Below are 23,192 nucleotides of genomic sequence, written 5' to 3' on the forward strand. Positions count from 1 at the left end.
GCGCGGGGGCCCACCTCTCAAGGGGCGCGAGGAACGGCGCGACCAGCCACAACGGCCCCGCAGACGAACCCCGAAACCCCTTGCTAGCTCCAGCTCGCGTGCAGCGGCTTGCCCTCGGCGTAACCGGCCGCGGACTGGATCCCCACGACCGCCTTCTCCTCGAACTCCGCCAGCGAGCTCGCGCCCGCGTACGTGCAGGAGGAGCGGACGCCCGCGATGATCGAGTCGATCAGGTCCTCCACGCCCGGCCGCGTCGGGTCGAGGAACATCCGCGACGTGGAGATGCCCTCCTCGAACAGCGCCTTGCGGGCCCGGTCGTACGCGGACTCGTCGCTCGTGCGGTTGCGGACGGCGCGGGCCGAGGCCATGCCGAACGACTCCTTGTACAGACGCCCGTCGGCGGTCTGCTGGAGGTCGCCCGGGGACTCGTACGTACCGGCGAACCAGGAGCCGATCATGACGTTGGAGGCACCGGCGGCGAGCGCCATGGCGACGTCGCGCGGGTGGCGCACACCACCGTCGGCCCAGACGTGCTTGCCGAACTTCTTCGCCTCGGCGGCGCACTCCAGGACGGCGGAGAACTGCGGGCGGCCCACGCCCGTCATCATCCGGGTGGTGCACATGGCGCCGGGGCCCACACCGACCTTGATGATGTCGGCGCCGGCCTCGATGAGGTCGCGCACGCCCTCGGCGGCGACGATGTTGCCCGCGACGATCGGGACCTGCGGGTCGAGGCCGCGGACGGCCTTGACCGCGGCGATCATCGACTCCTGGTGGCCGTGCGCGGTGTCCACGACGATCGTGTCCGCACCGGCGTCGAGGAGCTGCTTGGCCTTGCCCGCGATGTCGCCGTTGATGCCGACGGCGGCGGCGATGCGCAGCTTGCCGCCGGCGTCGGTCGCCGGGGTGTACAGGGTCGCGCGCAGGGCGCCCTTGCGGGTCAGGATGCCGGCCAGCCGGCCGTCCTTGTCCACGGCCGGGGCGTAGCGGCGGTTGGCGTTGTCGAGCCTGGTGAACGCCTCGCCCGGGTCGATGTCCGCGTCGAGCAGCAGCAGGTCCTTGGACATGACCTCGGAGAGCTGCGTGAAGCGGTCGACGCCGGTCAGGTCCTCGTCGGTGACGACACCGACCGGGCGCCCTTCGGAGTCGACGACGACACCGGCGTTGTGGGCGCGCTTGGGCAGCAGCGCGAGCGCGTCGGCGACGGTCTGGCCCGGGGCGAGGACGATCGGGGTGTCGAGCACGTGGTGACGCGTCTTGACCCAGGTGATGACGTCGGTGACGACCTCGATCGGAATGTCCTGCGGGATGACGACGATGCCGCCGCGGCGCGCCACGGTCTCGGCCATCCGCCGGCCCGCGATCGCCGTCATGTTGGCGACGACGAGCGGGATCGTGGTGCCCGAGCCGTCGGGCGAGGTCAGGTCGACGCCCTGGCGGGAGCCCACCGCGGAGCGGCTGGGGACCATGAACACATCGTCGTACGTCAGGTCGTACGGCGGCTTGATGTCATTGAGGAAACGCACGTGCAGAACATCCCAGTCGATCGGAGTGACCCCAGGCATTTCAGCCGGGGCTAAACGCACGTACTTCATTGTCCCATGTTCGGGTGATTGCGCCGCCCGGGCCGATCATCCAGGGGTTGGACGCCCCCCTGGTGGGATCACACGAAGGCGCCCAGCGCGAGCACCACGGCGAGGGCGGCGCCGTCACCGCTGACCGACGCCTCGTCCAGCACGTCCCGCGCGGTCTCCCACTCGTCGGGGCGCGCCGCCGCGTAGCCCTGCCAGCGCCGCACCACGATCAGTCGGCCGGGATCGGCCGGGCCCCAGTCGGGGTCGCCGAGGCAGTCGGCGAGGGCGTCCCAGTTGCGGCCGAACCACTCCGGCAGGCGCAGTGCGCGGGCGCAGCGGTCCATGAAACCGGCCTTGTCGGTGACCCCGGCGAGGTCGAGCACGTCGACCTGCCAGCCGGTGGCCCGTACGGCGTCGAACGGGTCGGCCGTCATCGCAGCACCGCCTTGAACGTCTTGTAGTGGTCGCCGGTGTAGTAGACCTCGCCGCTCTGCCCGGCGACCAGACGCCTGGCGCCGCGGTCGCGCGACTTCGGGGTGTTGACCGTGTACTCGTGGTAGTAGCCGCGCTTCTGCTGCGGCAGGGCCTTCTCGAAGTTCCCGAAGACCGTGCCGTCCTTGGCGTACGGGAACGGGCCGCCCTGGTCGATCAGCTTCAGGGTCTGCTGCGCCTCCGGCGGCAGCTGGGAGGCGCGGACCGCGGCCCGGCCCTTCGCCCAGTCTGGTGTGGCGGCGCCGGAGGCGGTGGCCCCGGACGGCTCGGCGTCCTTCTTCGACCCGCCCCCGCACCCCGTGAGCAGGAGCGCCAGGCACGCGAGCAGGACGGCGACGGTCGTTCGGGCGGACCTGGTGAGCATGGGCCGATGCTGCCATCCAGAGCCTGCGGACGCGAACGGGCCGGGTGACGATGGGGCCATGCTCCTCGCCGATGTGGCCACCACCTCCCGGGAGATCACGGCGACCTCCTCCCGTACGGAGAAGTCCGCCCTGCTCGCCGCGTTGTTCCGCGAGACCGCGCCGGACGAGGCCCCGCTGGTGGTCACCTATCTCGCGGGACGGCTGCCGCAGCGCCGCACGGGGCTCGGCTGGAGCACGCTCAAGGACCGCCCGCCGCCCGCCGCCAGCCCGGCCCTGACGGTCCAGGAGGTCGACGCGGCGCTCGACCGGATCTCCGCCCTGTCGGGCAAGGGCGCGCAGGGCGAGCGCAAACGGCTGGCCGGGGAGCTGATGGCCGCCGCCACCGAGGAGGAGCAGCGCTTCCTCCTCGGCCTGATCACCGGCGAGGTCCGCCAGGGCGCGCTCGACGCGGCCGCCGTGGAGGGGCTCGCCGAGGCGGCCGGCGCCCCGGCGGCGGACGTGCGGCGCGCGGTGATGCTCGGCGGCTCGCTGGGGACGGTGGCCGCAGCGCTCCTGGGCGGCGGCACCGGGGCGCTGGCCGCGTTCCGGCTGGACGTGGGCCGGCCCGTACTGCCGATGCTGGCGCACACCGCCAAGGACGTGGACGAGGCGCTCGACCGGCTGGGCCCGTGCGCGGTGGAGGAGAAGCTCGACGGAATCCGGGTACAGGTGCACCGCGACGGCGACGAGGTGCGGGTCTTCACCCGTACGCTCGACGAGATCACCGGACGGCTGCCCGAAGTGGTGGCCGCGGCCCGGGAGTTGACGGCCGAGCGGGCGATCCTCGACGGCGAGGTCATCGCGCTCGACCGGGAGGGGCGGCCCCGGCAGTTCCAGGACATCGCGGGCCGGGTCGGCTCACGGCTGGATGTGGCCGGCGCACGGGACCGGTTGCCGCTGTTTCCGGTCTTTTTCGATCTGCTCTCGGTGGACGGCCGCGATCTGCTGGACCTGTCCGTACGGGAGCGGAGCGCCGAGCTCGTCCGGGTGGCGCCCGAGCCGCGCCGGGTGCGGCGGGTGACGGTGGAGGATCCGGACGATCCCGAACAGCGCGCGGTGGCACGGGAGTTCGCGGCCCTGACGCTGGAACGCGGCCACGAGGGCGTGGTGGTGAAGTCGCTGGATTCGGCGTACAGCGCGGGCCGCAGGGGCGCCTCCTGGCTCAAGGTCAAGCCGGTGCACACCCTCGACCTGGTGGTGCTCGCGGCCGAGTGGGGTCACGGCCGGCGCACCGGCACGCTCTCCAATCTGCACCTCGGCGCCCGCCGCCCGGACGGCTCGTTCGCCATGCTGGGCAAGACCTTCAAGGGGCTCACCGACGCGCTGCTCGCCTGGCAGACCGGGCGGCTGCGGGCACTGGCGGTGGCCGAGGAGCCGTGGGGGGTGCGGGTGCGGCCGGAACTCGTCGTAGAGATCGCCTTCGACGGGGTGCAGAGATCGTCGCGCTACCCGGAGGGGGTGACACTGAGGTTCGCGCGGGTAGTGCGCTACCGCGAGGACAAGAGCGCCTCGGAGGCGGACACGGTCGCCACGGTGAAGGCACTGGGCGGCGGGAGGGACTGAACAAGTGCGGTCGGAGCAGGTGCGGGAGCGGGTACAGCGGGCCCGGCAGGAGGCGGCGCGACTCGCCGCCGAGGGGGTGCGCGCGGTGGCGCTGACCTCGGTCGACAACGCGGGCATCGCCCGTGTGAAGGCGGTGCCCGCGGGTCGCCTGCCCTCGGCCGTGGAGCGCGGGGTCGGCATGTCGCCGTGCTTCGACGCCTTCCTGGTGGACGACTCGGCCACCTCCAGCCGCTACAGCGGCGGCCCGGACGGCGATCTGCGGCTCTTCCCCGATCTGGACCGGCTGACCGTGCTCGCCGGGCAGCCGGGCTGGGCGTGGGCCCCGGTCGACCGCTACGACCAGCAGGGCGGTGAACACCCGGGCTGCCAGCGGCTGTTCGCCCGGCGGATGACGCGCCGGGCCGCCGAGCGGGGCCTCTCGCTGCGGATGGGCTTCGAGACGGAGTGGACGGTCTCGCCCTCCCTCGAAGGCCCGGCGTACGGGATGGCGCGCATCGTGGAGCGGTCCGCGTATGTGGGTGATGTGCTCGGCGCACTCCTGGAGCAGGACGTGGATGTGCTCCAGATCCACCCCGAGTACACCGAGGGCCAGTTCGAGGTGTCGGTGGCCCCCACCGATCCGGTAGGGGCGGCTGATCTGGCGGTGCTGGTGCGCGAGACGATCCGCGCGGTCTCGGTACGGCACGGGCTCACCCCGTTCTTCGGCCCGGTCGTCACGGCGGGCGGCGTCGGCAACGGCGCCCACCTCCACCTCAGCCTCTGGCAGGACGACCGGAACCTGTGCGGCGGCGGGGACGGCCGGTTCGCCATGACGGCCGACGGCGAGTCGTTCCTCGCGGGCGTCCTGGCGGCCCTGCCCGCCCTCCTCGCCGTCGGCGCCCCCTCCCCCGCCAGCTACCTCCGCCTGGAACCTTCCCGCTGGGCCGGCGCGTTCCAGTGCTGGGGGCTGGAGAACCGGGAGGCCGCCCTCCGCTTCATCGCCGGCACACCCGACGACCCGGACACCGCCAACGCCGAGGTCAAGTGCTTCGACCCGGCCGCCAATCCGTATCTGGCGGTGGGCGCGGTGATCGCGGCCGGTCTGGCGGGCCTCGACGCCAAGGCGATGCTGCCCGACCCGGTCGCGGGCGACCCGGCGGTGGTCGGCGGCCACCCCCGGCTCCCCGCCTCCCTGCCCGAGGCGCTGCGCCACTTCACCGCCTCCGAGGTCCTGCGCGAGGCGATGGGCGACCCGCTCTTCGAGGCGTTCGCGGCGGTCCGCAAGGCGGAGTCGGCCCTGTTCGAGGGCAAGTCCGCGCAGGAGATCGCGGACGCGACGCGGGGAAGGTACTGAGGTGACGGGACGGGAGGGGGCGGCGACGGGCGCGCCCGGGAACGCGGCGGTCGAGGCACCCCCGGGCACCCTGCTCGACCACCACTGCCACGGCGTGCTGCGCACCGACCCCGGCCCGGCCGCCTTCGAGGCGTTCCTGACCGAGGCCGACGGGCCCGCCGCGCCCGGGACCAGCTTCTTCGACACCCAGCTCGGCTTCGCGGTACGCCGCTGGTGCCCGCCGCTGCTAGGCCTGGAGCCGCACTGCGCGCCGGAGCGCTATCTGGCCCGGCGCCACGAGCTCGGCGCCCGCGAGGCGACCCGGCTGCTGCTGCGGGGCAGCGGCATCGGCGCGTACGTCATGGACACCGGGCTCCCCGGAGACATCACGGGGCCCGACGAGCTCGCCGAGCTGAGCGGCGCCCCCGTCCACGAGATCGTGCGCCTGGAGCGGCTGGCGGAGCTCGCCGCCGGCACGACCCGGGACGCGGACGCGTTCCTGGCGGAGTTGGCGGCGGGGATCCGCTCGGCGGCGACCACCGCCGTGGGCTTCAAGTCGGTGGCCGCCTACCGGTACGGGCTCGACCTCGCCCCCGAGCCGCCCGCGCTCCACGAGGTGCGTGACGCGGCGGCGAATTGGCTGAAAAAACGGCCGAAGGACGACCGTCTCAAGGATCCGGTCCTGCTGCGCCATCTGCTGTGGTCGGCGGTGGCCACCCGGCTCCCGCTCCAGCTGCACACCGGTTTCGGCGACCCGGACCTACGGCTGCACCGCTGCGACCCGCTGCTCCTGACCGACTTCATCCGGGCCACGCGCCGCTCGGGCACCCCGCTGATCCTGCTGCACGGCTACCCGTACCACCGCAACGCCGCCTACCTCGCCCATGTGTACCCGCATGTGTACGCGGACATGGGGCTCACCCTCAGCCACACGGGCGCCCGGGCGGGTGCCGTACTGGCCGAGATGCTGGAGCTCACCCCGTTCGGCAAGCTCCTCTTCTCCACCGACGCCTACGGCCTGCCCGAGCTGTACGTGGTGGGGGCCCGCCTCTTCAGGGAGGGCCTGGACGAGCTGCTGGAAACCTGGACGGCGTCGGGCGCGTGGGCTCACGCGGACGCGTACAGGGTGGCGGATCTGCTGTCCCGCCAGAACGCGGAGCGGATCTACGGGTCCCCTTAGCCAGGCGGTCCCGTTCGGCTGCGGACCGTTGGGGCTGGTCGCGCAGTTCCCCGCGCCCCTGAGGGGGCCGGGAGCCCCGCACATCCATGGCGAAGCCGGCAGACGGGCCGACACCGAAAGGGGGCTCAGTCCCCGTCGGGGTCGGCCCGGTCCAGCGCGGGCCGGGGCTGCGCACCGGTCTCGTGCAGCAGGAAGTCCGCCGCGGCGGTGTCCGTCACCAGACTGGTGACGAGGCCCGAGCGCAGCACCGCATCGATCGCGGAAGCCTTCCGCTGCCCCCCGGCGATCGCCACGACCTCCGGAATCCGCCGCAGCCGGTCCGCCTCGACGGTGATGCACCGCTCCCCGAGGTCCCGGCCGACCCGTCGGCCGTCCGCGTCGAAGAGGTGCGCGGACATCTCGGCCGCGACGCCGAGCGAGGCGTAGTGCGCCCGCTCCTCGTCGGTCAGCATGTCGTGCACCGTGGAGATGCCCGGCTCCCACGAGCCGATGGAGACCGCCGCCACCGTCACCTTGTCGAAGTACTCGAAGGCCCGCGCGATCCCGGTCTGGTTGCGCAGCGCGGCCGCGGTGGCTGCGTCCGGCAGCAGCATCGGCGCGTAGATGGGGTGCGCGTCACCGCCGGAGACCTGGGCGGCGCGCCGTACGGCCTCCACCGAGCCGCGCTCGGCCGTGCCCGCGTCGTACACCCCGGTGAGCTGCACGACCGTGCACGGCGGCAGCCGGTCGAGGGCCGCGGCCATGTGGATGGTGGACCGGCCCCAGGCCAGGCCGAGGACGTCGCCCTCGCTGACCAGCTCGCCGAGCAGGTCCGCGGCGACCTCGCCCAGGTTCTCCGGGTCGGGCGACGACTCGTCCTCGCCGGCCTCCGGGGACTCGACGACGACGGCGTGCCGCAGCCCGTACCGGGCGCGCAGCGCGTCCGAGCGCTCCGCGTCCAGCTCCGCCGGGACGCGGATCTCGATCCGCACCAGGTCGCGCTCAAGGGCGGTCTCCAGGACCCGGGCCACCTTGAAGCGGCTGACGCCGAACTCCTCGGCGATCTGGATCTTGGACTTGCCCTCCAGATAGAAGCGGCGGGCCATGGCCGCCGCCTGCACCAGCTCCGCGGGTCCCATCCGCAGGGCTGACCGACCCGCCGACATTGCAGACACCGCGATCTCCTCACTGCTGTTCACACTCTGGACTCGCTGTTCATCCTGTCAGATCCAACGGTCCTTGATCAGCCCCGTAGGGCCGCGTTCACCGAGCCGTGGCTCAGTGGCCGCATGCCCATGGGGCGCTCGCCGTGCTCCGTTCCGCCATGGAGCGCAGGGTACGCACCGCGTCGGCGGGGTCGTTGGCTCCGTATACGGCCGACCCGGCCACGAAAACGTCCGCGCCCGCCTCCGCGCACCGCTCGATGGTCGTCGCGGAGACCCCGCCGTCCACCTGGAGCCACAGTTCGAGGCCGTGCTTGGAGATCAGTTCCCGGGTGCGGCGGATCTTCGGCAGCATCACGTCCAGGAACGGCTGGCCGCCGAAGCCCGGCTCCACGGTCATGATGAGCAGCATGTCCAGCTCGGGCAGCAGGTCCTCGTACGGCTCGATGGGCGTCGCGGGCCTGAGCGCCATGGACGCCCGCGCCCCCTTGGCCCGGATCTCGCGCGCGAGCCGCACCGGGGCGGCGGCGGCCTCCGCGTGGAAGGTGACCGATCCGGCCCCCGCCTCGACGTACTGCGGGGCCCATCGATCCGGGTCCTCGATCATCAGATGGCAGTCCAGCGGGGTCTCCGTCGCCCGGCGCAGGGATTCCACGATCGGCACGCCGAGCGTGAGGTTCGGCACGAAGTGGTTGTCCATGACGTCCACGTGCAGCCAGTCGGCGCCCTCGACGGCCTTGGCCTCTTCGGCGAGCCGCGCGAAGTCGGCGGAGAGAATGCTGGGGTTGATCTGAGCCATGCCCCAAGCCTGCCATGCCTCGCCCCACTTGCCTGCCACGGTACGGATTCGGGGCCCCCGGGACACGAGACCTACGTCTCTCCTACGACTCGCCGGACCGGGAAACTCCGTGTAATCCTGAGGTTTCAGGCCATTTCGGAAGCGGCATCCCGCGCCGTCCGCGGGCCCATGGGGGACGTGATGTCCGACGCGCGCACTCACCCTGACCAGAGCGAAGAACCTCCCGCGGCGACCGGGCAGGGCCCCGGCCCCCGCGGAGTCGCGTGGCTCGTCTGCGGACGCCGCACCAAATGGCTGGTGCTCGTCCTCTGGCTGATCGTGGTCGCGGTCGCCTTCCCGCTCGCCCAGAAGCTCACCGACGCCCAGGACAACGACGCCACCTCGTGGCTGCCCGGCAGCGCCGAGTCCACCCAAGTCTTCAACTCCGCCAAGGCGTTCAGGCCGGAGGAGATCCCGGCGGTCGTCGTCTACGCGCGCGACGGCGGCCTCACCTTCGCCGACAAGCAGAAGATCGGCGCCGACGCGACGGCGATACGCGGGATGAGCGCGGACGGGATCCAGGGCGCCCGCGTCCAGGGCCCGCAGTTCGACTCCGGCGCCACCGCCGCGCAGATCCTCGTGCCGATCAAGATGGACAAGAACGGCTGGAACCACATCGCGGACGCCGCCGACCGGCTGCGCGACCAGTCGGGCACCAGCGACAGCGGCCTCCAGGTGCACATCGCCGGCCCGGGCGGCACCTCGGCCGACTTCGCCAAGGCATTCTCCGGCATCGACTCGACCCTGCTCTTCTCGGCGCTCGCGGTGGTCGTGGTGATGCTCCTGATCACGTACCGCAGTCCCACGCTGATCCTGGTGCCGGTGATCTCCGTGGTCTGGGCGCTCTCCGCCGCGCAGGCGCTGATCTATCTGCTGGCCCGGCACGCGGGCCTGACCGTCAACGGCCAGAGCGCGGGCATCCTCACCGTGCTGGTCTTCGGCGCGGGCACCGACTACGCGCTGCTGCTCGTATCCCGCTACCGCGAGGAGCTGCGCCGCCACGAGGACCGCCACGAGGCGATGGCGCTCGCCCTGCACCGGGCCGGGCCCGCGGTCCTCGCCAGCGGCGCCACGGTCGTCCTCGGCATGCTGGTCCTGATGGTGGCCGAGATGAACTCCACCAAGGGCCTCGGCCCGGTCGCGGCCATCGGCGTCGCGGTCGCGCTGCTCGCCATGCTCACGCTGTTCCCGGCGCTCCTGGTGATCTTCGGCCGCTGGATCTTCTGGCCGGTCCAGCCCGTGTTCGGCTCCCCCGACCCGACCGCGCGCGGGGTCTGGGCCCACACCGGCCGGCGCATCGCCACCCGTCCCCGTACGGTCTGGGTGACGACGGCCGCAATACTCGCGGCGTGCTCGCTCGGCCTGCTCCAGCTGAAGGCGAACGGCCTGAGCAACGCGGACTCGTTCACCGGCAGACCGGACTCGATCGTGGGCGCGGAGGTGCAGGCGAAGCACTTCCCGGCGGGCAGCGGCGATCCCCTGGTGATCATCACGGCGGCGGACAGGGCGGCGGAGGTGCGCCGGGCCGTCGCGGCCACCGGCGGCGTGGTGCCCGCGTCGATCGCGGTGCCACCGGGTACCGCGGCCGAGCACGACGGCGAGGTCCTGCTCGAAGCCACGATGACCGCGAGCCCGGACAGCGACGCCGCGCACGCGACCGTGGAGCGGGTGCGGGACGCGGTCCACGCGGTGCCCGGCGCCCAGGCCCGGGTGGGCGGCGGCACGGCCGCGGTCCTGGACATGGAGAAGGCCACCACGCACGACAACAAGCTGGTCATCCCGCTGGTGCTGCTGGTGGTGCTGTGCGTCCTGGGCATCCTGCTGCGGGCGCTGGTCGCGCCGCTGCTGCTGATCGCGACGGTCGTGCTGTCGTTCGCGGCGGCGCTCGGCATCAGCGCGCTCGCCTTCCGCCATCTCTTCGCCTACGCGGGCGAGTCCACCGACTTCCCGCTCTTCGTCTTCGTCTTCCTGGTGGCGCTGGGCATCGACTACAACATCTTCCTGTCCACCCGCATCCGCGAGGAGGCGGCCCGCCAGGGCACCCGCCGGGGTGTCGTGACCGGCCTCGCCGCCACCGGCGCGGTGATCACCTCGGCGGGCCTCGTCCTGGCGGGCACCTTCGCGGTGCTCGGCACCCTGCCGATGGTGGGGTTCGCCGAGATCGGCTTCGCGGTGGCGCTGGGCGTCCTGCTCGACACCCTCATCGTCCGCTCCATCCTGGTGACGTCGCTGTTCCTGGACGTGGGGCGGCGGGTGTGGTGGCCGCACCAGCTGTCGCGGGACCCGGAGGAGGGCCCGGCGGCGGTACCGGCGGGGGCCGGACATGGCCGCGGGGACGCCCCCGACTAGCCGGAAAGGGCCCGGAGCCGACGCTCCGGGCCCTTCTCTCACGCCGTGCGCCGCAGCAGCGCCAGATACATCGCGTCCGTCCCGTGCAGATGCGGCCACAGCTGTACGTCGGGGCCCTCGCCCAGGCCCGCGACGCCCGTCATCAGCGGCCGTACGTCGATCCACTCGGCCTCGACGGGAGCCCCGCCCCGGCCCTTGAGCACGTCCTCCACCACGATCCGCGTCTCGGCGAGGTGCGGCGAGCAGGTCGCGTAACCGACCACGCCGCCCACCCGGACCGCCGAGAGCGCCTCGCGCAGCAGCCCGCGCTGGAGCGGTGCGAAGCCCTCCAGGTCCTCGGGACGGCGGCGCCACCGGGCCTCGGGACGGCGGCGCAGCGCGCCGAGCCCGGAGCACGGCACGTCCATCAGGACCCGGTCGAAGGAGCCCTCCCGCCACGGCGGCCGGGTGCCGTCGGCGGCGATCACCTGGTACGGGCCGGGGTTGCCGGCGAGCGCCCGCTCCACCAGGCGGGCCCGGTGGGGCTGCTTCTCGGAGGCGAGCAGGGCGGCTCCGCGCTCGGCGGCGAGCGCGGCGAGCAGCGCCGCCTTGCCGCCGGGGCCCGCGCACCCGTCCAGCCAGCGCTCGTCCCGTCCCTCGATCGGAGCGTTCGCGAGTGCGATGGCCACCAGCTGGCTGCCCTCGTCCTGCACACCGGCCCGGCCGTCCTTCACGGCGTCGAGCGCGCCCGGCTCGCCGCCCTCGGCCATCCGTACGGCATAGGGCGACCAGCGGCCGGGCAGCGCGCTTTCCTCGCCGAGCGCGTCCATGAGCTCGTCGGTGGTGGACCGGCCGGGGCGGGCGACGAGGGTCACCTCGGGCCGCTCGTTGTCGGCCTCCAGGAGGTCCTCGATGCCCGCACGGCCGCCGCCCAGGGCGTCCCAGAGCGCCGAGACGACCCATCGCGGGTGCGAATGCACGATCGCGAGATGGTCCTCGGCGTCGTCGTCGTACGGGGGTGCGACCTTCGCCAGCCAGCCGTCCAGGTCGTCCGCCGCGATCTTGCGCAGCACGGCGTTGACGAACCTGGCCCGGCCGTCGCCGAGCACCACGCGGGCGAGCTCGACGCTGGCGGAGACCGCCGCGTGGCTCGGGATCCGGGTCCCGAGCAGCTGGTGCGCGCCGAGCGCGAGCACGTCGAGGACCGGCGGGTCCACCTCGCGCAGCGGCCGGTCGATGCAGGCCGCGATGATCGCGTCGTAGGTGCCCTGGCGGCGCAGTGTGCCGTAGACGAGCTCGGTGGCGAGCGCCGCGTCGCGGCTGTCGAAGTTCCCGCCCTCGCGGGCCTTGCGCAGCAGCGGCGGCAGTACGAGGTTGGCGTACGCGTCCCGCTCGTCGACGGCGCGCAGCGCCTCGAAGGCGAGGATGCGGACGGGGTCCTTCTTGGGGCGGCGGTACGGCTTGCCACCGCCCTTGCCGTCGCTGTTCCGGGGACGGCTGTGCGGCTGATCGTTCACGTGAAAGGTGCTCCGCTGGTCAGATGGTGCGAACCCGACCAGCGTACGACTGTTCGCCGCGCGCCCCCACCCGGGTCGGCCCGCGCGGCCGAGCCCCGGGTCAGCCGACGCGCTCGTCCGCAGCGATGCGTACGCCCCGCGCCCAGTCCGCGCCCTTCATCGGCTTCTTGCCCTGGGGCTGGACCCAGAGCAGCTCGACGGCGTGCGAGCCGGTGCCGACGTACACGTTGTTCTTGCCGGCGGACAGCTCGCCCGGCGCCAGGTCCGTACGGTCCGGGACCGGCACCGCCTGGACGAGCTTGAGCCGCTCGCCGCGGAAGACCGTCCAGGCACCCGGGGCCGGGGTGCAGCCGCGCACGACGCGGTCGACCCGGAGCGCCGGGGCGGACCAGTCGATCTGCGCGTCCTCGACGGTGATCTTCGGGGCGAGGGTGATCCCGTCGGCGGGCTGCGGAACGGCCTTGAGGGAGCCGTCCTCGATGCCGTCCATCGTCGCGGCGAGCAGCCCGGAACCGGCGAACGCGAGCCGGGTCAGCAGGTCGCCGCTGGTGTCGGTGGGGCGGACGACCTCGGTCACCGTCCCGTACAGCGGACCGGAGTCGAGCCCTCGCTCGATCAGGAACGTGGAGGCGCCGGTGATCTCGTCGCCCGCCATCAGCGCGTGCTGGACCGGGGCCGCGCCGCGCCAGGCGGGGAGCAGCGAGAAGTGCAGGTTCACCCAGCCGTGGGACGGGATGTCGAGCGCCACCTGCGGCAGCAGCGCCCCGTAGGCGACGACGGGGCAGCAGTCGGGGGCGATCTCGCGCAGCCGCGCCAGGAAGTCCTCGTCGCGCGGCTTCACCGGCTTCAGCACCTCGATGCCGGCCTCCTCGGCGCGCTGGGCGACGGGGCTGGCCACCAGCCGACGGCCACGTCCGGCGGGCGCGTCGGGCCGGGTCACCACTGCGGCGACCTCGTGGCGGCCGGAGGCGATCAGGGCGTCCAGGGCGGGAACGGCGACCTCGGGGGTGCCTGCGAAGACGAGCTTCACTGGGGGGTACCTCGCATTGTAGAGAGCGACGCCCAGTCTATTGGGTGTCCCGGCCGGTCGGTTGGGTGTCCCGGCCGTGCCGCCAGTGTCCCGCCGGGGCGTTTCGCACGCGCCACGGGGCAGGGGCGTACGCGGCCGCGCGCGCCCTCTGCATATCCCCATACGCCCCCGCAGCGTGACCACAACACCAGGTGGCGCGTTGGTCAAAAGAGATTGACCGAAACGGGCCGCGCGCGCGGCCCGATCCCTTTTCAACAACGCCGGTTCGAGAGGCTTGTTCATGGCCGACCACGCAACCCACGACGCCCAGGCACGGGCCAGTCTGCACCTGTTGGTGCGGGACATCGAGCGGGTCCGCCGGCAGGTGGACGCGCTGCGCACCCTCACCGCCCAGCTCGGCAACGTCTACCGTCCGCGCCGCTCCGGCCCGTCCACGGGCTTCGTCGTCTACGGCAGGGCCCCCGCCCCCACCGTCCGGCTCGCCCAGGAGCTGCGGGACAGCGTCGAGACCCTGGTGACGGCGGCGGTGGACTTCGACCGCTCCCTGGGCTTCTCGTGGGACGCGGTGGGTTCGGCGCTGGGGGTCACCAAGCAGGCGGTGCACCGGCGTTACGGGGCGCGCCGGGCCGCCGCGCAGACCGCCGAGGCGGAGCTCCCGGCCGAGGCGACCGTGACGCGCACCCTGCCGGTCCCCGCCGGGATCCCCGCGGTGCCGGCCGCGCGCTCGATGCCGCCCCAGCCGACGGCGACCACGCAGTCGCTGCGCGAGGAGGCCCGCACGACGGCGTTCCCGGGCCCGCGCAACGGTTGACCGCGCCCCTTTGATCTTCTCGTGCCCTCGTCGCATCTGAATGCGCGCCGAGGGCACATGTCCGCACGGCTCCGGAGGGCGTACGGGGCGGAGGACGCCGCGATGTTACGGGGCTGGGGCCCCGGGCGTTACGGGGCTGGGCACCCCGGGTGCGGGGAGCACCCCGGGTGCGGGGAGCACCCCGGGTGCGGGGAGCACCCCGGGTGCGGGGAGCACCCCGGGTGCGGGGAGCACCGGGTACGGGGAGCACCGGGTACGGGAAGCGCCCCGGGTGCGGGGAGCACCGGGTACGGGAAGCGCCAGGTACGGGAAGCGCCAGGTACGGGAAGCGCCAGGTACGGGAAGCGCCAGGTACGGGAAGCGCGGGGTAGGGGGAGCGGGCCGGGTACGGGAAGCGGGCCGGGTACGGGAAGCGCCGGGTACGGGGCCGGGCCGCCGCCCCCCAGCAGCCCGCCCACGCGCCCCGCTCACGCACTGGGCCGACGGCGCAGCCCCTCAGCCGATGTCCGGCGGGTCCACCCTGATCCGCACCGGGTCCCCGCCCCCGCGCGCCAGCCGTACGGCCTGAGCGGTCTTCAGCGCGGCGGCCAGGGCCGAGCCGCTGCCGGGGGGCACCCGGAGCAGGGCCCGCTCCCAGGTCTCCCCCACCGGGGGGTCGCCGGGGCGCCGGGCCCGGCCCGGATCGCTCGGCCGCATCGGGACCGGGCCGAGCACCTGTGCGTCGGGCGGCAGCTGAGCGCTCGCCAGGAACGCCTCGACCGCCTCCGCGCGGCCCAGGACCTCGGCCATCCGGGAGACCGGCGGGAAGCCCAGCTCGGCCCGCTCGGACAGCTCGCGCAGGGCGTGGCCGACCGGGTCCCAGCGGACCAGGGCCTGGACCGGCCGCAGGGTCGGCTCGGCGACCACCACCACCGTGCCGCCCTCGTCCTGGCCGCGCACCAGCGAGGCCGCGTCGATCCAGCGCCGCAGCGCCTCCTCCCCGGCGCGCAGATCGGGCCGCCCGAGCATCGCCCAGCCGTCGAGGAGCAGCGCCGCCGCGTAACCGCCCTCGGCGACCGGCTCGGCGCCCGGCGTGGAGACGACGAGCGCGGGGCGCCCGGGCACGCTGTCCAGCACGTGGTCGCGCCCGGAGGTCCGTACCGGCACCGCTGGGAACGCCCGGCCGAGCTCCTCGGCGGTTCGGCGCGCTCCGACGACGCGCGCCCTCAGCCGTACACCGCCGCACTCCGCGCAGCGCCACTCCGGCTCACCCCGCCCGCACCACCCGCACCGCAGGTCCCGCTCGTCCGGCGCCTCCAGGGGCCCGGCGCAGTGCCGGCAGCGCGCGGGCGTCCGGCACCGCTCGCAGGACAGCCGGGGTACATAGCCCCGCCGGGGCACCTGGACCAGGACAGGGCCACTCTTCAGCCCGTCCCGGACGACCTGCCAGGCGAGGCTGGGCAGCCGGGCGGCGCGCGCCGCCTCGTCCCGGGCCAGCTCGCCGTCCCCGACGGTGCGCACCAGCGGCGCGGCCGCCCGTACGGTGCCCCGGTCGGCCACCAGCGGCGCCGCCCAGCCGCTCTCGACGAGTTGCGCGGCCTCGACCGTACAACTCGTACTGCCCAGCAGGAACGCGCACTTGTCGTGGGTGGCGCGCAGTTCCAGGACCTCGCGGACGTGCGGGAAGGGCGCGTGGTCGTCGCTGTGGCTGGAGTCGCCGTCCTCCCAGACGACCACCAGGCCGAGCTTCTCGACCGGGGCGAACATCGCGGCCCGGGTCCCGACCACGGCCCGCACCGAGCCCCGCCGCACCGCCAGCCACTGCCGGTACCGCTTCTCCGGGCCGGACTCGGCGGTCAGCAGCGCATGCCGCCCCTCTCCGAGCAGCGCCGTGAGCGCGGCGTCGACCCGCCCGGCGCTGCGCCCGTCGGGCACCACGACCAGCGCGCCGCGGCCGCCCGCGAGCGTGGCCGCGACGGCCCGGGCGATCTCGTCGGCCCAGGACGCCCCGGGCAGCGCGGTCCACACCGCGCGCGGCGCCCCGCCCGCGGCCAGCGCGCGCAGGAAGGCGCCCCCGTTCCCGTACCGCACCCAGGTCCCCGCGTCCGGCACCGGCGGTGCTTCCGGCGGCTCGGGCGAAGGCTTCGCCTCGGCCCTTCCGTTCCTCGGCGGCACCGCGAGCTGCAGCACGTCCGCCAGGCTGCCCGCGTACCGGTCGGCGACCGCCCGGGCCAGGGCCAGCATCTCGGGGCTGAGCACCCGCTCCGGCGAGACGACACTGGCCAGCGCGGCGAGCGGCCCCGAGTAGTCGGACTCGGCGAGGCGCTCGACCACGAACCCGTCGATCAGCCCGCCGCCCTCGCGGCGCCCGTCCCGCACATGGCGCGCCCCGGCCCCGAACCGCACCCGCACCCGCACCCCCGGCTGCGCGTCCGCGTCCAGCTCCTCCGGGACCGCGTAGTCGAAGAACCGGTCGAGGTGGACACCGCCCTTGTCCACCACGACCCGCGCCACGGGCAGCCCCTTGGCAAGGGCGGCCCCGCGCCAGGTCCGCGGCTTGGCCTTGGGCACCTTGGCCTTGCGCACGGTCTCCCGAATGAGCGCGAGCTGCTCCGCCCCGCCCCCCTCGGCGCCCCCACCCGGCTTCTCGTTCTCGCTGCTCACAGCCAAATTCCTACCAGACGGCACTGACAGTGGCCGGGCCCGGACGCACCACGGCCCCGGACCGCGGTGGTCCGGGGCCGTCGGGAAGCCGGGTCGGTTACAGGCCCGCGGCCTTGCGCAGCGCGTCCACGCGGTCCGTGCGCTCCCAGGTGAAGTCGGGGAGCTCGCGGCCGAAGTGGCCGTACGCGGCGGTCTGGGCGTAGATCGGGCGGAGCAGGTCGAGGTCGCGGATGATCGCGGCCGGGCGGAGGTCGAACACCTCGGCGATGGCGGTCTCGATCTTGTCCGTGTCGACCGTGGCGGTGCCGAAGGTCTCGACGAAGAGACCGACCGGCTCGGCCTTGCCGATCGCGTACGCGACCTGGACCTCGCAGCGGGCCGCGAGGCCGGCGGCGACGACGTTCTTCGCCACCCAGCGCATCGCGTACGCCGCGGAGCGGTCGACCTTGGACGGGTCCTTGCCCGAGAAGGCGCCGCCGCCGTGGCGGGCCATGCCGCCGTACGTGTCGATGATGATCTTGCGGCCGGTCAGACCGGCGTCGCCCATCGGGCCGCCGATCTCGAAGCGGCCGGTCGGGTTGACCAGCAGTCGGTAGCCGTCGGTGTCCAGCTTGATGCCGTCCTCGACGAGCTGCTTGAGCACGTGCTCGACGACGAACTCGCGGATGTCCGGGGCGAGCAGCGAGTCCAGGTCGATGTCGCTCGCGTGCTGCGAGGAGACAACGACGGTGTCGAGGCGGACGGCCTTGTCGCCGTCGTACTCGATGGTGACCTGGGTCTTGCCGTCGGGGCGCAGGTAGGGGATGGTCCCGTTCTTGCGCACCTCGGACAGCCGGCGCGAGAGGCGGTGCGCCAGGTGGATCGGGAGCGGCATCAGCTCGGGCGTCTCGTCGCACGCGTAGCCGAACATCAGGCCCTGGTCGCCGGCGCCCTGCTTGTCGAGCTCGTCCTCATCGCCCTCGACCCGCTTCTCGTACGCGGTGTCGACGCCCTGCGCGATGTCCGGGGACTGCGCGCCGATGGAGACCGAGACGCCGCAGGACGCGCCGTCGAAGCCCTTCTTCGACGAGTCGTACCCGATCTCCAGGATCTTGTCGCGGACCAGCTGGGCGATCGGCGCGTACGCCTTGGTCGTGACCTCGCCCGCTACGTGGACCAGACCCGTGGTGATCAGGGTCTCCACGGCGACACGGGACGTCGGGTCCTCGCGCAGGAGCGCGTCGAGGATCGTGTCGCTGATCTGGTCAGCGATCTTGTCGGGGTGACCCTCGGTCACAGACTCCGAGGTGAACAGACGACGGGACACAATGCTCCCTGGGGTTGCAGCGGCTGCTGGCTGATCATGGGTGGGACGGGCCGGGGGCTGCGCCCGGCGTCGTTCCACGACCAGTTTATCGGTCGGTACCGGTCACCGGGCCACTTGTCTCGCACATTGAAAGCTCTGTGACCTGCGACACCGCATTCTGCGGTACGAAGATCGGCCCCCGCCAGGGGCTCCGGGGCCGGTTTTTGGCGGGTTTCGGGCGGCCGCAGGGGCGGACGTGAATTTATGCGAAACGCGGGACGACGAGATCCCACACCACGTCCGCGAGCGCTTCCTTGGGCCCGTACGGAACCGGGGTCTCGGTTCCTTCGGCGGCCAGCACGACCGCCTCGTTCTCCTCCGAGCCGAAGGTCTTGCGCTCCCCCACCTCATTGACGACCAGCAGGTCACAGCCCTTGCGCCGCAGTTTCTGGCGGCCGTTGGCGAGGACGTCGTCGGTCTCGGCGGCGAAGCCGACGACCACCTGGCCCGGGCGCGGCCGGCCGGCGGAGAGCTCGGCGAGGATGTCGGGGTTGCGGACCAGGGCGAGCGGCGCGGGCTCCTGGCCGTCCTTCTTCTTGATCTTTCCGGCGGCGTACGACTCCGGCCGGAAATCGGCCACGGCGGCCGCCATGACCACCGCGTCCGCCTCCGAGGCGGCCTTCAGCACCGCCTCCCGCAGTTGAACGGCGGTGCCCACCCGGACGACGTCCACCCCGGCCGGGTCGGGCAGCCCGGTGTTGGCCTCGATCAGCGTGACCCGGGCCCCCCGGGCGACGGCGGTGCGGGCCAGGGCGTACCCCTGCTTCCCGGAGGAACGGTTCCCCAGGTAGCGGACCGGGTCCAGCGGCTCACGCGTGCCGCCCGCGCTGACCACCACGTGGCGGCCCTCCAGATCCCGCTCGCCGGTCCCCCGGGCCAGGACCCTGCGGCAGACCTCGAAGATCTCGGCGGGCTCGGGGAGGCGCCCCTTGCCGGTGTCGACGCCGGTGAGGCGGCCGACGGCGGGCTCGATCACGACCGCGCCCCGGCGGCGCAGCGTCGCCACGTTCTCCTGGGTGGCGGGGTGCTCCCACATCTCGGTGTGCATCGCGGGTGCGAAGACGACCGGACAGCGGGCGGTGAGCAGGGTGTTGGTGAGCAGGTCGTCGGCGAGGCCGTGGGCCGCCTTGGCCAGCATGTCGGCGGTGGCGGGGGCGACCACCACGAGGTCGGCCTCCTGGCCGATCCGCACGTGCGGCACCTCGTGGACATCGTTCCAGACCTCGGTGGAGACCGGGTGCCCGGAGAGCGCCGACCAGGTGGCCGCGCCCACGAAGTGCAGCGCCGACGCGGTCGGCACCACACGCGTGTCGTGCCCGGACTCGGTCAGCCGGCGCAGCAGCTCGCACGCCTTGTAGGCGGCGATCCCGCCACTGACCCCCAGAACGACCTTCGGCTTGTCCACCGCGTCTCCCCGCATTCGGATACGTACCCCCTTATGACACACCACAGGCCCGGCAGTCGCTCCCCCGGCCAAAACGCTGGGAGGTGGCCCCTGCCGGGCCTGTGGTCACACGAAACGGTGTCTTACTGGGCCGGGCCCTCGATGGCCTCGGAGGTCAGCAGACCCGCGTTGATCTCGCGAAGCGCGATAGAGAGCGGCTTCTCGTGGACGTGGGTGTCCACCAGGGGGCCGACGTACTCCAGCAGGCCCTCACCGAGCTGCGAGTAGTACGCGTTGATCTGGCGCGCGCGCTTGGCGGCGTAGATCACGAGGCTGTACTTCGAGTCGGTTGCTTCGAGCAGCTCATCAATCGGCGGGTTGATGATGCCCTCGGGCGTGGTGATGGAAGAGGACACGTCTGCCTTCCGAAGGGGAATAAAGATCAAACAACTTTCATCAAGGCTAGCAGCTCGCGCGCCACATCCTCGACGGAGGTATTGACCAGCGTCGTATCGAACTCCGACTCGGCGGCCAGTTCCCCCTTCGCGGCCGCCAGCCGGCGTTCGATGACGTCGGGCGCCTCGGTCCCCCGGCCGGTGAGCCGGCGGACCAGCTCGTCCCAGCTCGGCGGGGCCAGGAAGACGAGCAGTGCCTCGGGCATCGACTCGCGCACCAGCCGGGCGCCCTGGAGATCGATCTCCAGGAGGACCGGCTCACCGGCCTCCAGGCGGTCCAGGACGGCGCGGCGCGGTGTGCCGTAGCGGTTGCCCGCGAATTCGGCCCACTCCAGCAGCTCGCCATTGGCGATCAGCTTGTCGAATTCCTCGTCGTCCACGAAGAAGTAGTGAACGCCGTGGCGCTCGCCGGGGCGCGGCTTGCGGGTCGTCGCCGACACCGAGAGCCAGACCTCGGGGTGAACCTTGCGCATATGAGCGACGACCGTGCTCTTGCCGACCCCGGAGGGGCCGGAGAGCACGGTCAGCCGCGGACGTGCGTCCGGGGGTACGGGGGATGACCCCCGGGGTGTAGCTGCCATGCAGCGATTATTCCAGCTTCCCGGGGGTGCCCGGGACGTCAGGCCCCCGCACCGCCGAACTCGCGCTCAAGGGATGCGATCTGGTTGGAGCCGAGACCCCGCACACGGCGGCTCTCGGAGATCCCCAGCCGCTCCATGATCTGCTTGGCCCGGACCTTGCCCACGCCGGGCAGGGACTCAAGCAGGGCGGAGACCTTCATCTTGCCGATGACGTCGTTCTCCTGGCCCTGCTTGATGACCTCGTGGAGGGAGGCGCCGGAGTGCTTGAGTCGATTCTTGACCTCGGCCCGCTCCCGGCGAGCCGCGGCGGCCTTTTCGAGCGCGGCTGCGCGCTGTTCAGGGGTAAGGGGCGGAAGAGCCACGCCTACGTCACCTCGGATGTCGAACTGTCGGATACGGACCGGTGCGGGACCTAGGCGCCCCACACCAGGCGAGCAACGAGCGACGGACAATGTCCGTTCGCTCGTCTCTGCTCTCGTCGGAGACTAGCGGCCAGGACCGCTCCAGTCAGCGAGAACAGACGAAAAGTCCTGGTCAGCCTCTGCCGACCAGGACATTCGCGACATAACACCCCGGTTTTGGGTAAGGATTGCGTCAACCTTTGGCGCGCGGACTCCGGCGAAGAGCACGCACACCGCTAGGCCGAGGCCACCGCCGTACGGATCTCGTCCGCGAAACGGGCGGCCGAATCCCGCAGTCCCGCGAGGTCGGGACCGTGACGCAGAACACCTCGGCTGACGTTCGGGACCACATTGCGGACGGCCGCGCCGAACACCGCGGGAAGGTCCGCGGCCGTCGCGCCCTGCGCCCCGATGCCCGGAGCGAGCAGCGGCCCGTTGATGTCGAGGTCGAAGGCCGACAGATCGCCGAGGGTCGCCCCCACCACGGCGCCGAACGAGCCCATCGGGGTCGCGTCCGCGTTCTCGTCCGCCAGGTGCGCCAGCATGGTCGCGCCGATCGTGCGGCCGTCCTCGCGCACCGCGCGCTGCACCTCCGCGCCCTCCGGGTTGGAGGTCAGGGCGAGCACGAAGAGCCCGGCGCCGCTCTCGCGGGCCAGCTCCACGGCGGGCTTGAGCGAGCCGTAGCCGAGGTAGGGCGAGACGGTGAGCGCGTCGGAGAACAGCGGCGCGTCCTTGTGCAGGAAGGTCTCGGCGTACGCGGCCATGGTGGAGCCGATGTCGCCGCGCTTGGCGTCCATGAGGACCAGCGTGCCGGCCGCGCGGGCGTCCGCCACGGTCCGCTCCAGGACCGCGATGCCGCGCGAGCCGAAGCGCTCGAAGAACGCCGCCTGCGGCTTGAAGACGGCCACGCGGTCGGCCAGGGCCTCCACGACCGTACGGGAGAACCTCTCCAGGCCCGCGATGTCGTCACCGAGGCCCCAGTCGGCGAGCAGCGAGGCGTGCGGGTCGATGCCAACGCAGAGCGGACCGCGCTCGTCCATGGCGTGGCGCAGCCGCGCGCCGAAGGGAAGTGTCACTTCACGGCCTTTCGGGTCTCGGCGCCGACGGCCTCGGCGAGAGTGGCGTACGGGGAGGCGGCGAGCCGGGCCGCGAGGCCCTTGTGGATCGCCCGGCCCCAGAAGGGGCCCTGGTAGATGAAGGCGCTGTAGCCCTGGACCAGGGTGGCCCCGGCCAGGATCCGCTGCCAGGCGTCCTCGGCCGTCTCGATGCCGCCGACGCCCACGAGGGTGATCGAGTCGCCCACGCGCGCGTAGAGGCGGCTCAGGACCTCCAGGGAGCGCTCCTTGAGCGGGGCGCCGGAGAGGCCGCCGGTCTCCTTCACGAGCGCCGGGTCCGACTTCAGGCCGAGGCCCTCGCGCGCGATGGTGGTGTTGGTGGCGATGATGCCGTCCAGGCCGAGCTCGACCGCGAGGTCGGCGACGGCGTCGACGTCCTCGTCCGCGAGGTCCGGGGCGATCTTGACGAGCAGCGGCACCCGCCGGGAGGTCACCGTGCGGTCGGCGGCCTCGCGCACCGCGGTGAGCAGCGGCCGCAGCGACTCGGTCGCCTGGAGGTTGCGCAGCCCGGGCGTGTTCGGCGAGGACACGTTCACCACGAGGTAGTCGGCGTGCGCGGCGAGCCGCTCGGTCGACTTCACGTAGTCGGCGGCGGCGTCCGCCTCGGGGACGGCCTTGGTCTTGCCGATGTTGACGCCGACGGTCGTACGGAACACGGCGTTGCGGGCCGCGAGCCGCTCGGCGACCGCCGCCGAGCCCTCGTTGTTGAAGCCCATGCGGTTGATCAGCGCGCGGTCCTGGACCAGCCGGAACAGCCGCTTCTTGGGGTTGCCGGGCTGGGCCTCGCCGGTGACCGTGCCGATCTCGATGTGGTCGAAGCCGAGCATCGACATGCCGTCGATCGCCACGGCGTTCTTGTCGAAGCCCGCGGCGAGGCCGAACGGGCCGTGCATGCGCAGGCCGAAGGCCTCGGTGCGCAGCTCCTCGTGGCGGGGCGCGAGCGCGGCCGCGACGAAGGTGCGCAGCACGGGGATCCGGGCGGTGAGGCGGATCCAGCGGAAGGCCAGGTGGTGGGCCTGCTCCGGGTCCATCCGCTTGAAGACCAGGTTGAAGAACAGCTTGTACATGTCGGAGTCC

20 protein-coding genes are annotated in these 23,192 nt (G+C 73.0%); 5 read left to right on the plus strand and 15 right to left on the minus strand.

Annotated features, from left to right (window positions below):
• Positions 1-83: 83 nt before the first annotated feature.
• The 3 genes from ACFWA7_RS30225 to ACFWA7_RS30235 all read right to left on the minus strand — a co-directional run bounded on the left by ACFWA7_RS30225 (position 84) and on the right by ACFWA7_RS30235 (position 2,430).
• The gene (locus ACFWA7_RS30225) at positions 84-1,526 is read right to left on the minus strand and encodes a GuaB1 family IMP dehydrogenase-related protein (protein WP_385540478.1); all 1,443 of its coding nucleotides are present in this window, start codon (positions 1,524-1,526) and stop codon (positions 84-86) included.
• A gap of 137 nt (positions 1,527-1,663) precedes the next feature.
• On the minus strand, positions 1,664-2,008 hold the full coding sequence (locus ACFWA7_RS30230; protein WP_385540476.1) for a barstar family protein: 345 nt from the start codon (positions 2,006-2,008) through the stop codon (positions 1,664-1,666).
• The gene (locus ACFWA7_RS30235; protein WP_385540475.1) at positions 2,005-2,430 is read right to left on the minus strand and encodes a ribonuclease domain-containing protein; all 426 of its coding nucleotides are present in this window, start codon (positions 2,428-2,430) and stop codon (positions 2,005-2,007) included. The genes ACFWA7_RS30230 and ACFWA7_RS30235 overlap by 4 nt, the downstream gene beginning before the upstream one ends.
• 58 nt (positions 2,431-2,488) lie before the next feature.
• Between ACFWA7_RS30235 and ACFWA7_RS30240 the strand changes: the two genes are divergently transcribed.
• From ACFWA7_RS30240 to ACFWA7_RS30250, 3 genes are read left to right on the plus strand one after another with little or no spacing between them, the layout of a single operon-like run.
• A complete protein-coding gene (locus ACFWA7_RS30240; RefSeq protein WP_385540473.1) occupies positions 2,489-4,033 on the plus strand; it encodes an ATP-dependent DNA ligase in 1,545 nt (514 codons plus the stop codon).
• 4 nt (positions 4,034-4,037) lie between these two features.
• On the plus strand, positions 4,038-5,366 hold the full coding sequence (locus tag ACFWA7_RS30245; protein WP_385540471.1) for a glutamine synthetase: 1,329 nt from the start codon (positions 4,038-4,040) through the stop codon (positions 5,364-5,366).
• Between the two features lies 1 nt (position 5,367).
• A complete protein-coding gene (locus ACFWA7_RS30250) occupies positions 5,368-6,525 on the plus strand; it encodes an amidohydrolase family protein (RefSeq protein WP_385540469.1) in 1,158 nt (385 codons plus the stop codon).
• A gap of 125 nt (positions 6,526-6,650) precedes the next feature.
• Here ACFWA7_RS30250 and ACFWA7_RS30255 read toward each other — a convergent pair whose 3' ends face one another.
• Positions 6,651-7,703 carry a sugar-binding transcriptional regulator gene (locus ACFWA7_RS30255; RefSeq protein ID WP_371651177.1) on the minus strand — a complete coding sequence of 351 codons (1,053 nt, stop codon included), beginning with the start codon at positions 7,701-7,703 and terminating at the stop codon, positions 6,651-6,653.
• A gap of 79 nt (positions 7,704-7,782) precedes the next feature.
• A complete protein-coding gene (gene rpe, locus ACFWA7_RS30260; protein WP_385540467.1) occupies positions 7,783-8,466 on the minus strand; it encodes a ribulose-phosphate 3-epimerase in 684 nt (227 codons plus the stop codon).
• A 180-nt stretch (positions 8,467-8,646) separates the two neighbouring features.
• On the opposite strand from rpe, the gene ACFWA7_RS30265 reads away from it, so the two are divergent.
• Entirely contained in the window at positions 8,647-10,854 is a 2,208-nt protein-coding gene (locus tag ACFWA7_RS30265; protein WP_385540465.1) for an MMPL family transporter, read from the plus strand.
• Positions 10,855-10,892: 38 nt separating this feature from the next.
• Here ACFWA7_RS30265 and ACFWA7_RS30270 read toward each other — a convergent pair whose 3' ends face one another.
• Positions 10,893-12,350, minus strand: a complete 1,458-nt coding sequence (locus ACFWA7_RS30270; RefSeq protein WP_385826260.1) for an RsmB/NOP family class I SAM-dependent RNA methyltransferase — start codon at positions 12,348-12,350, stop codon at positions 10,893-10,895.
• A gap of 100 nt (positions 12,351-12,450) precedes the next feature.
• Positions 12,451-13,380: a methionyl-tRNA formyltransferase gene (gene fmt, locus ACFWA7_RS30275; protein WP_385826262.1), complete on the minus strand. Its 930-nt coding sequence runs from the start codon at positions 13,378-13,380 to the stop codon at positions 12,451-12,453.
• Positions 13,381-13,660: 280 nt separating this feature from the next.
• Here fmt and ACFWA7_RS30280 point away from each other — a divergent pair, with 280 nt between their 5' ends.
• Positions 13,661-14,191: a hypothetical protein gene (locus ACFWA7_RS30280; RefSeq protein ID WP_385540459.1), complete on the plus strand. Its 531-nt coding sequence runs from the start codon at positions 13,661-13,663 to the stop codon at positions 14,189-14,191.
• 495 nt (positions 14,192-14,686) lie between these two features.
• Here the strand turns inward: ACFWA7_RS30280 and ACFWA7_RS30285 are convergent, their stop codons facing one another.
• The 8 genes from ACFWA7_RS30285 to ACFWA7_RS30320 all read right to left on the minus strand — a co-directional run bounded on the left by ACFWA7_RS30285 (position 14,687) and on the right by ACFWA7_RS30320 (position 23,182).
• Positions 14,687-16,834 carry a primosomal protein N' gene (locus ACFWA7_RS30285; RefSeq protein WP_385826264.1) on the minus strand — a complete coding sequence of 716 codons (2,148 nt, stop codon included), beginning with the start codon at positions 16,832-16,834 and terminating at the stop codon, positions 14,687-14,689.
• A gap of 97 nt (positions 16,835-16,931) precedes the next feature.
• On the minus strand, positions 16,932-18,140 hold the full coding sequence (metK, locus tag ACFWA7_RS30290; protein ID WP_385540455.1) for a methionine adenosyltransferase: 1,209 nt from the start codon (positions 18,138-18,140) through the stop codon (positions 16,932-16,934).
• Between the two features lie 241 nt (positions 18,141-18,381).
• Positions 18,382-19,599 carry a bifunctional phosphopantothenoylcysteine decarboxylase/phosphopantothenate--cysteine ligase CoaBC gene (gene coaBC, locus ACFWA7_RS30295; protein WP_385540453.1) on the minus strand — a complete coding sequence of 406 codons (1,218 nt, stop codon included), beginning with the start codon at positions 19,597-19,599 and terminating at the stop codon, positions 18,382-18,384.
• Positions 19,600-19,706: 107 nt separating this feature from the next.
• The gene (rpoZ, locus tag ACFWA7_RS30300) at positions 19,707-19,979 is read right to left on the minus strand and encodes a DNA-directed RNA polymerase subunit omega (protein ID WP_003970369.1); all 273 of its coding nucleotides are present in this window, start codon (positions 19,977-19,979) and stop codon (positions 19,707-19,709) included.
• Between the two features lie 26 nt (positions 19,980-20,005).
• A complete protein-coding gene (gene gmk, locus ACFWA7_RS30305) occupies positions 20,006-20,599 on the minus strand; it encodes a guanylate kinase (RefSeq protein WP_371651203.1) in 594 nt (197 codons plus the stop codon).
• A gap of 38 nt (positions 20,600-20,637) precedes the next feature.
• Complete coding sequence (locus tag ACFWA7_RS30310; RefSeq protein ID WP_030493613.1) at positions 20,638-20,961, minus strand: integration host factor; 324 nt, start codon at positions 20,959-20,961, stop codon at positions 20,638-20,640.
• A 275-nt stretch (positions 20,962-21,236) separates the two neighbouring features.
• Positions 21,237-22,076 (minus strand): orotidine-5'-phosphate decarboxylase, encoded by an 840-nt coding sequence (gene pyrF / locus ACFWA7_RS30315; protein WP_385540449.1) that lies wholly within the window; start codon positions 22,074-22,076, stop codon positions 21,237-21,239.
• The gene (locus ACFWA7_RS30320; RefSeq protein WP_385826267.1) at positions 22,073-23,182 is read right to left on the minus strand and encodes a quinone-dependent dihydroorotate dehydrogenase; all 1,110 of its coding nucleotides are present in this window, start codon (positions 23,180-23,182) and stop codon (positions 22,073-22,075) included. The genes pyrF and ACFWA7_RS30320 overlap by 4 nt, the downstream gene beginning before the upstream one ends.
• Positions 23,183-23,192 lie beyond the last annotated feature (10 nt).

It is taken from the genome of Streptomyces sp. NPDC059994, assembly GCF_042737755.1.
In the GTDB taxonomy this organism is placed as follows: Bacteria; Actinomycetota; Actinomycetes; order Streptomycetales; family Streptomycetaceae; genus Streptomyces.

Excerpts from the sequence above, each read along its gene's own strand:
- ACFWA7_RS30230 (WP_385540476.1), bottom strand. The coding sequence starts at position 2,008 with ATGACGGCCGACCCGTTCGACGCCGTACGGGCCACCGGCTGGCAGGTC.
- ACFWA7_RS30235 (WP_385540475.1), bottom strand. The coding sequence starts at position 2,430 with ATGCTCACCAGGTCCGCCCGAACGACCGTCGCCGTCCTGCTCGCGTGC.
- ACFWA7_RS30240 (WP_385540473.1), top strand. The coding sequence starts at position 2,489 with ATGCTCCTCGCCGATGTGGCCACCACCTCCCGGGAGATCACGGCGACC.
- rpe (WP_385540467.1), bottom strand. The coding sequence starts at position 8,466 with ATGGCTCAGATCAACCCCAGCATTCTCTCCGCCGACTTCGCGCGGCTC.
- ACFWA7_RS30265 (WP_385540465.1), top strand. The coding sequence starts at position 8,647 with ATGTCCGACGCGCGCACTCACCCTGACCAGAGCGAAGAACCTCCCGCG.
- ACFWA7_RS30280 (WP_385540459.1), top strand. The coding sequence starts at position 13,661 with ATGGCCGACCACGCAACCCACGACGCCCAGGCACGGGCCAGTCTGCAC.
- coaBC (WP_385540453.1), bottom strand. The coding sequence starts at position 19,599 with ATGCGGGGAGACGCGGTGGACAAGCCGAAGGTCGTTCTGGGGGTCAGT.
- gmk (WP_371651203.1), bottom strand. The coding sequence starts at position 20,599 with ATGGCAGCTACACCCCGGGGGTCATCCCCCGTACCCCCGGACGCACGT.
- ACFWA7_RS30320 (WP_385826267.1), bottom strand. The coding sequence starts at position 23,182 with ATGTACAAGCTGTTCTTCAACCTGGTCTTCAAGCGGATGGACCCGGAG.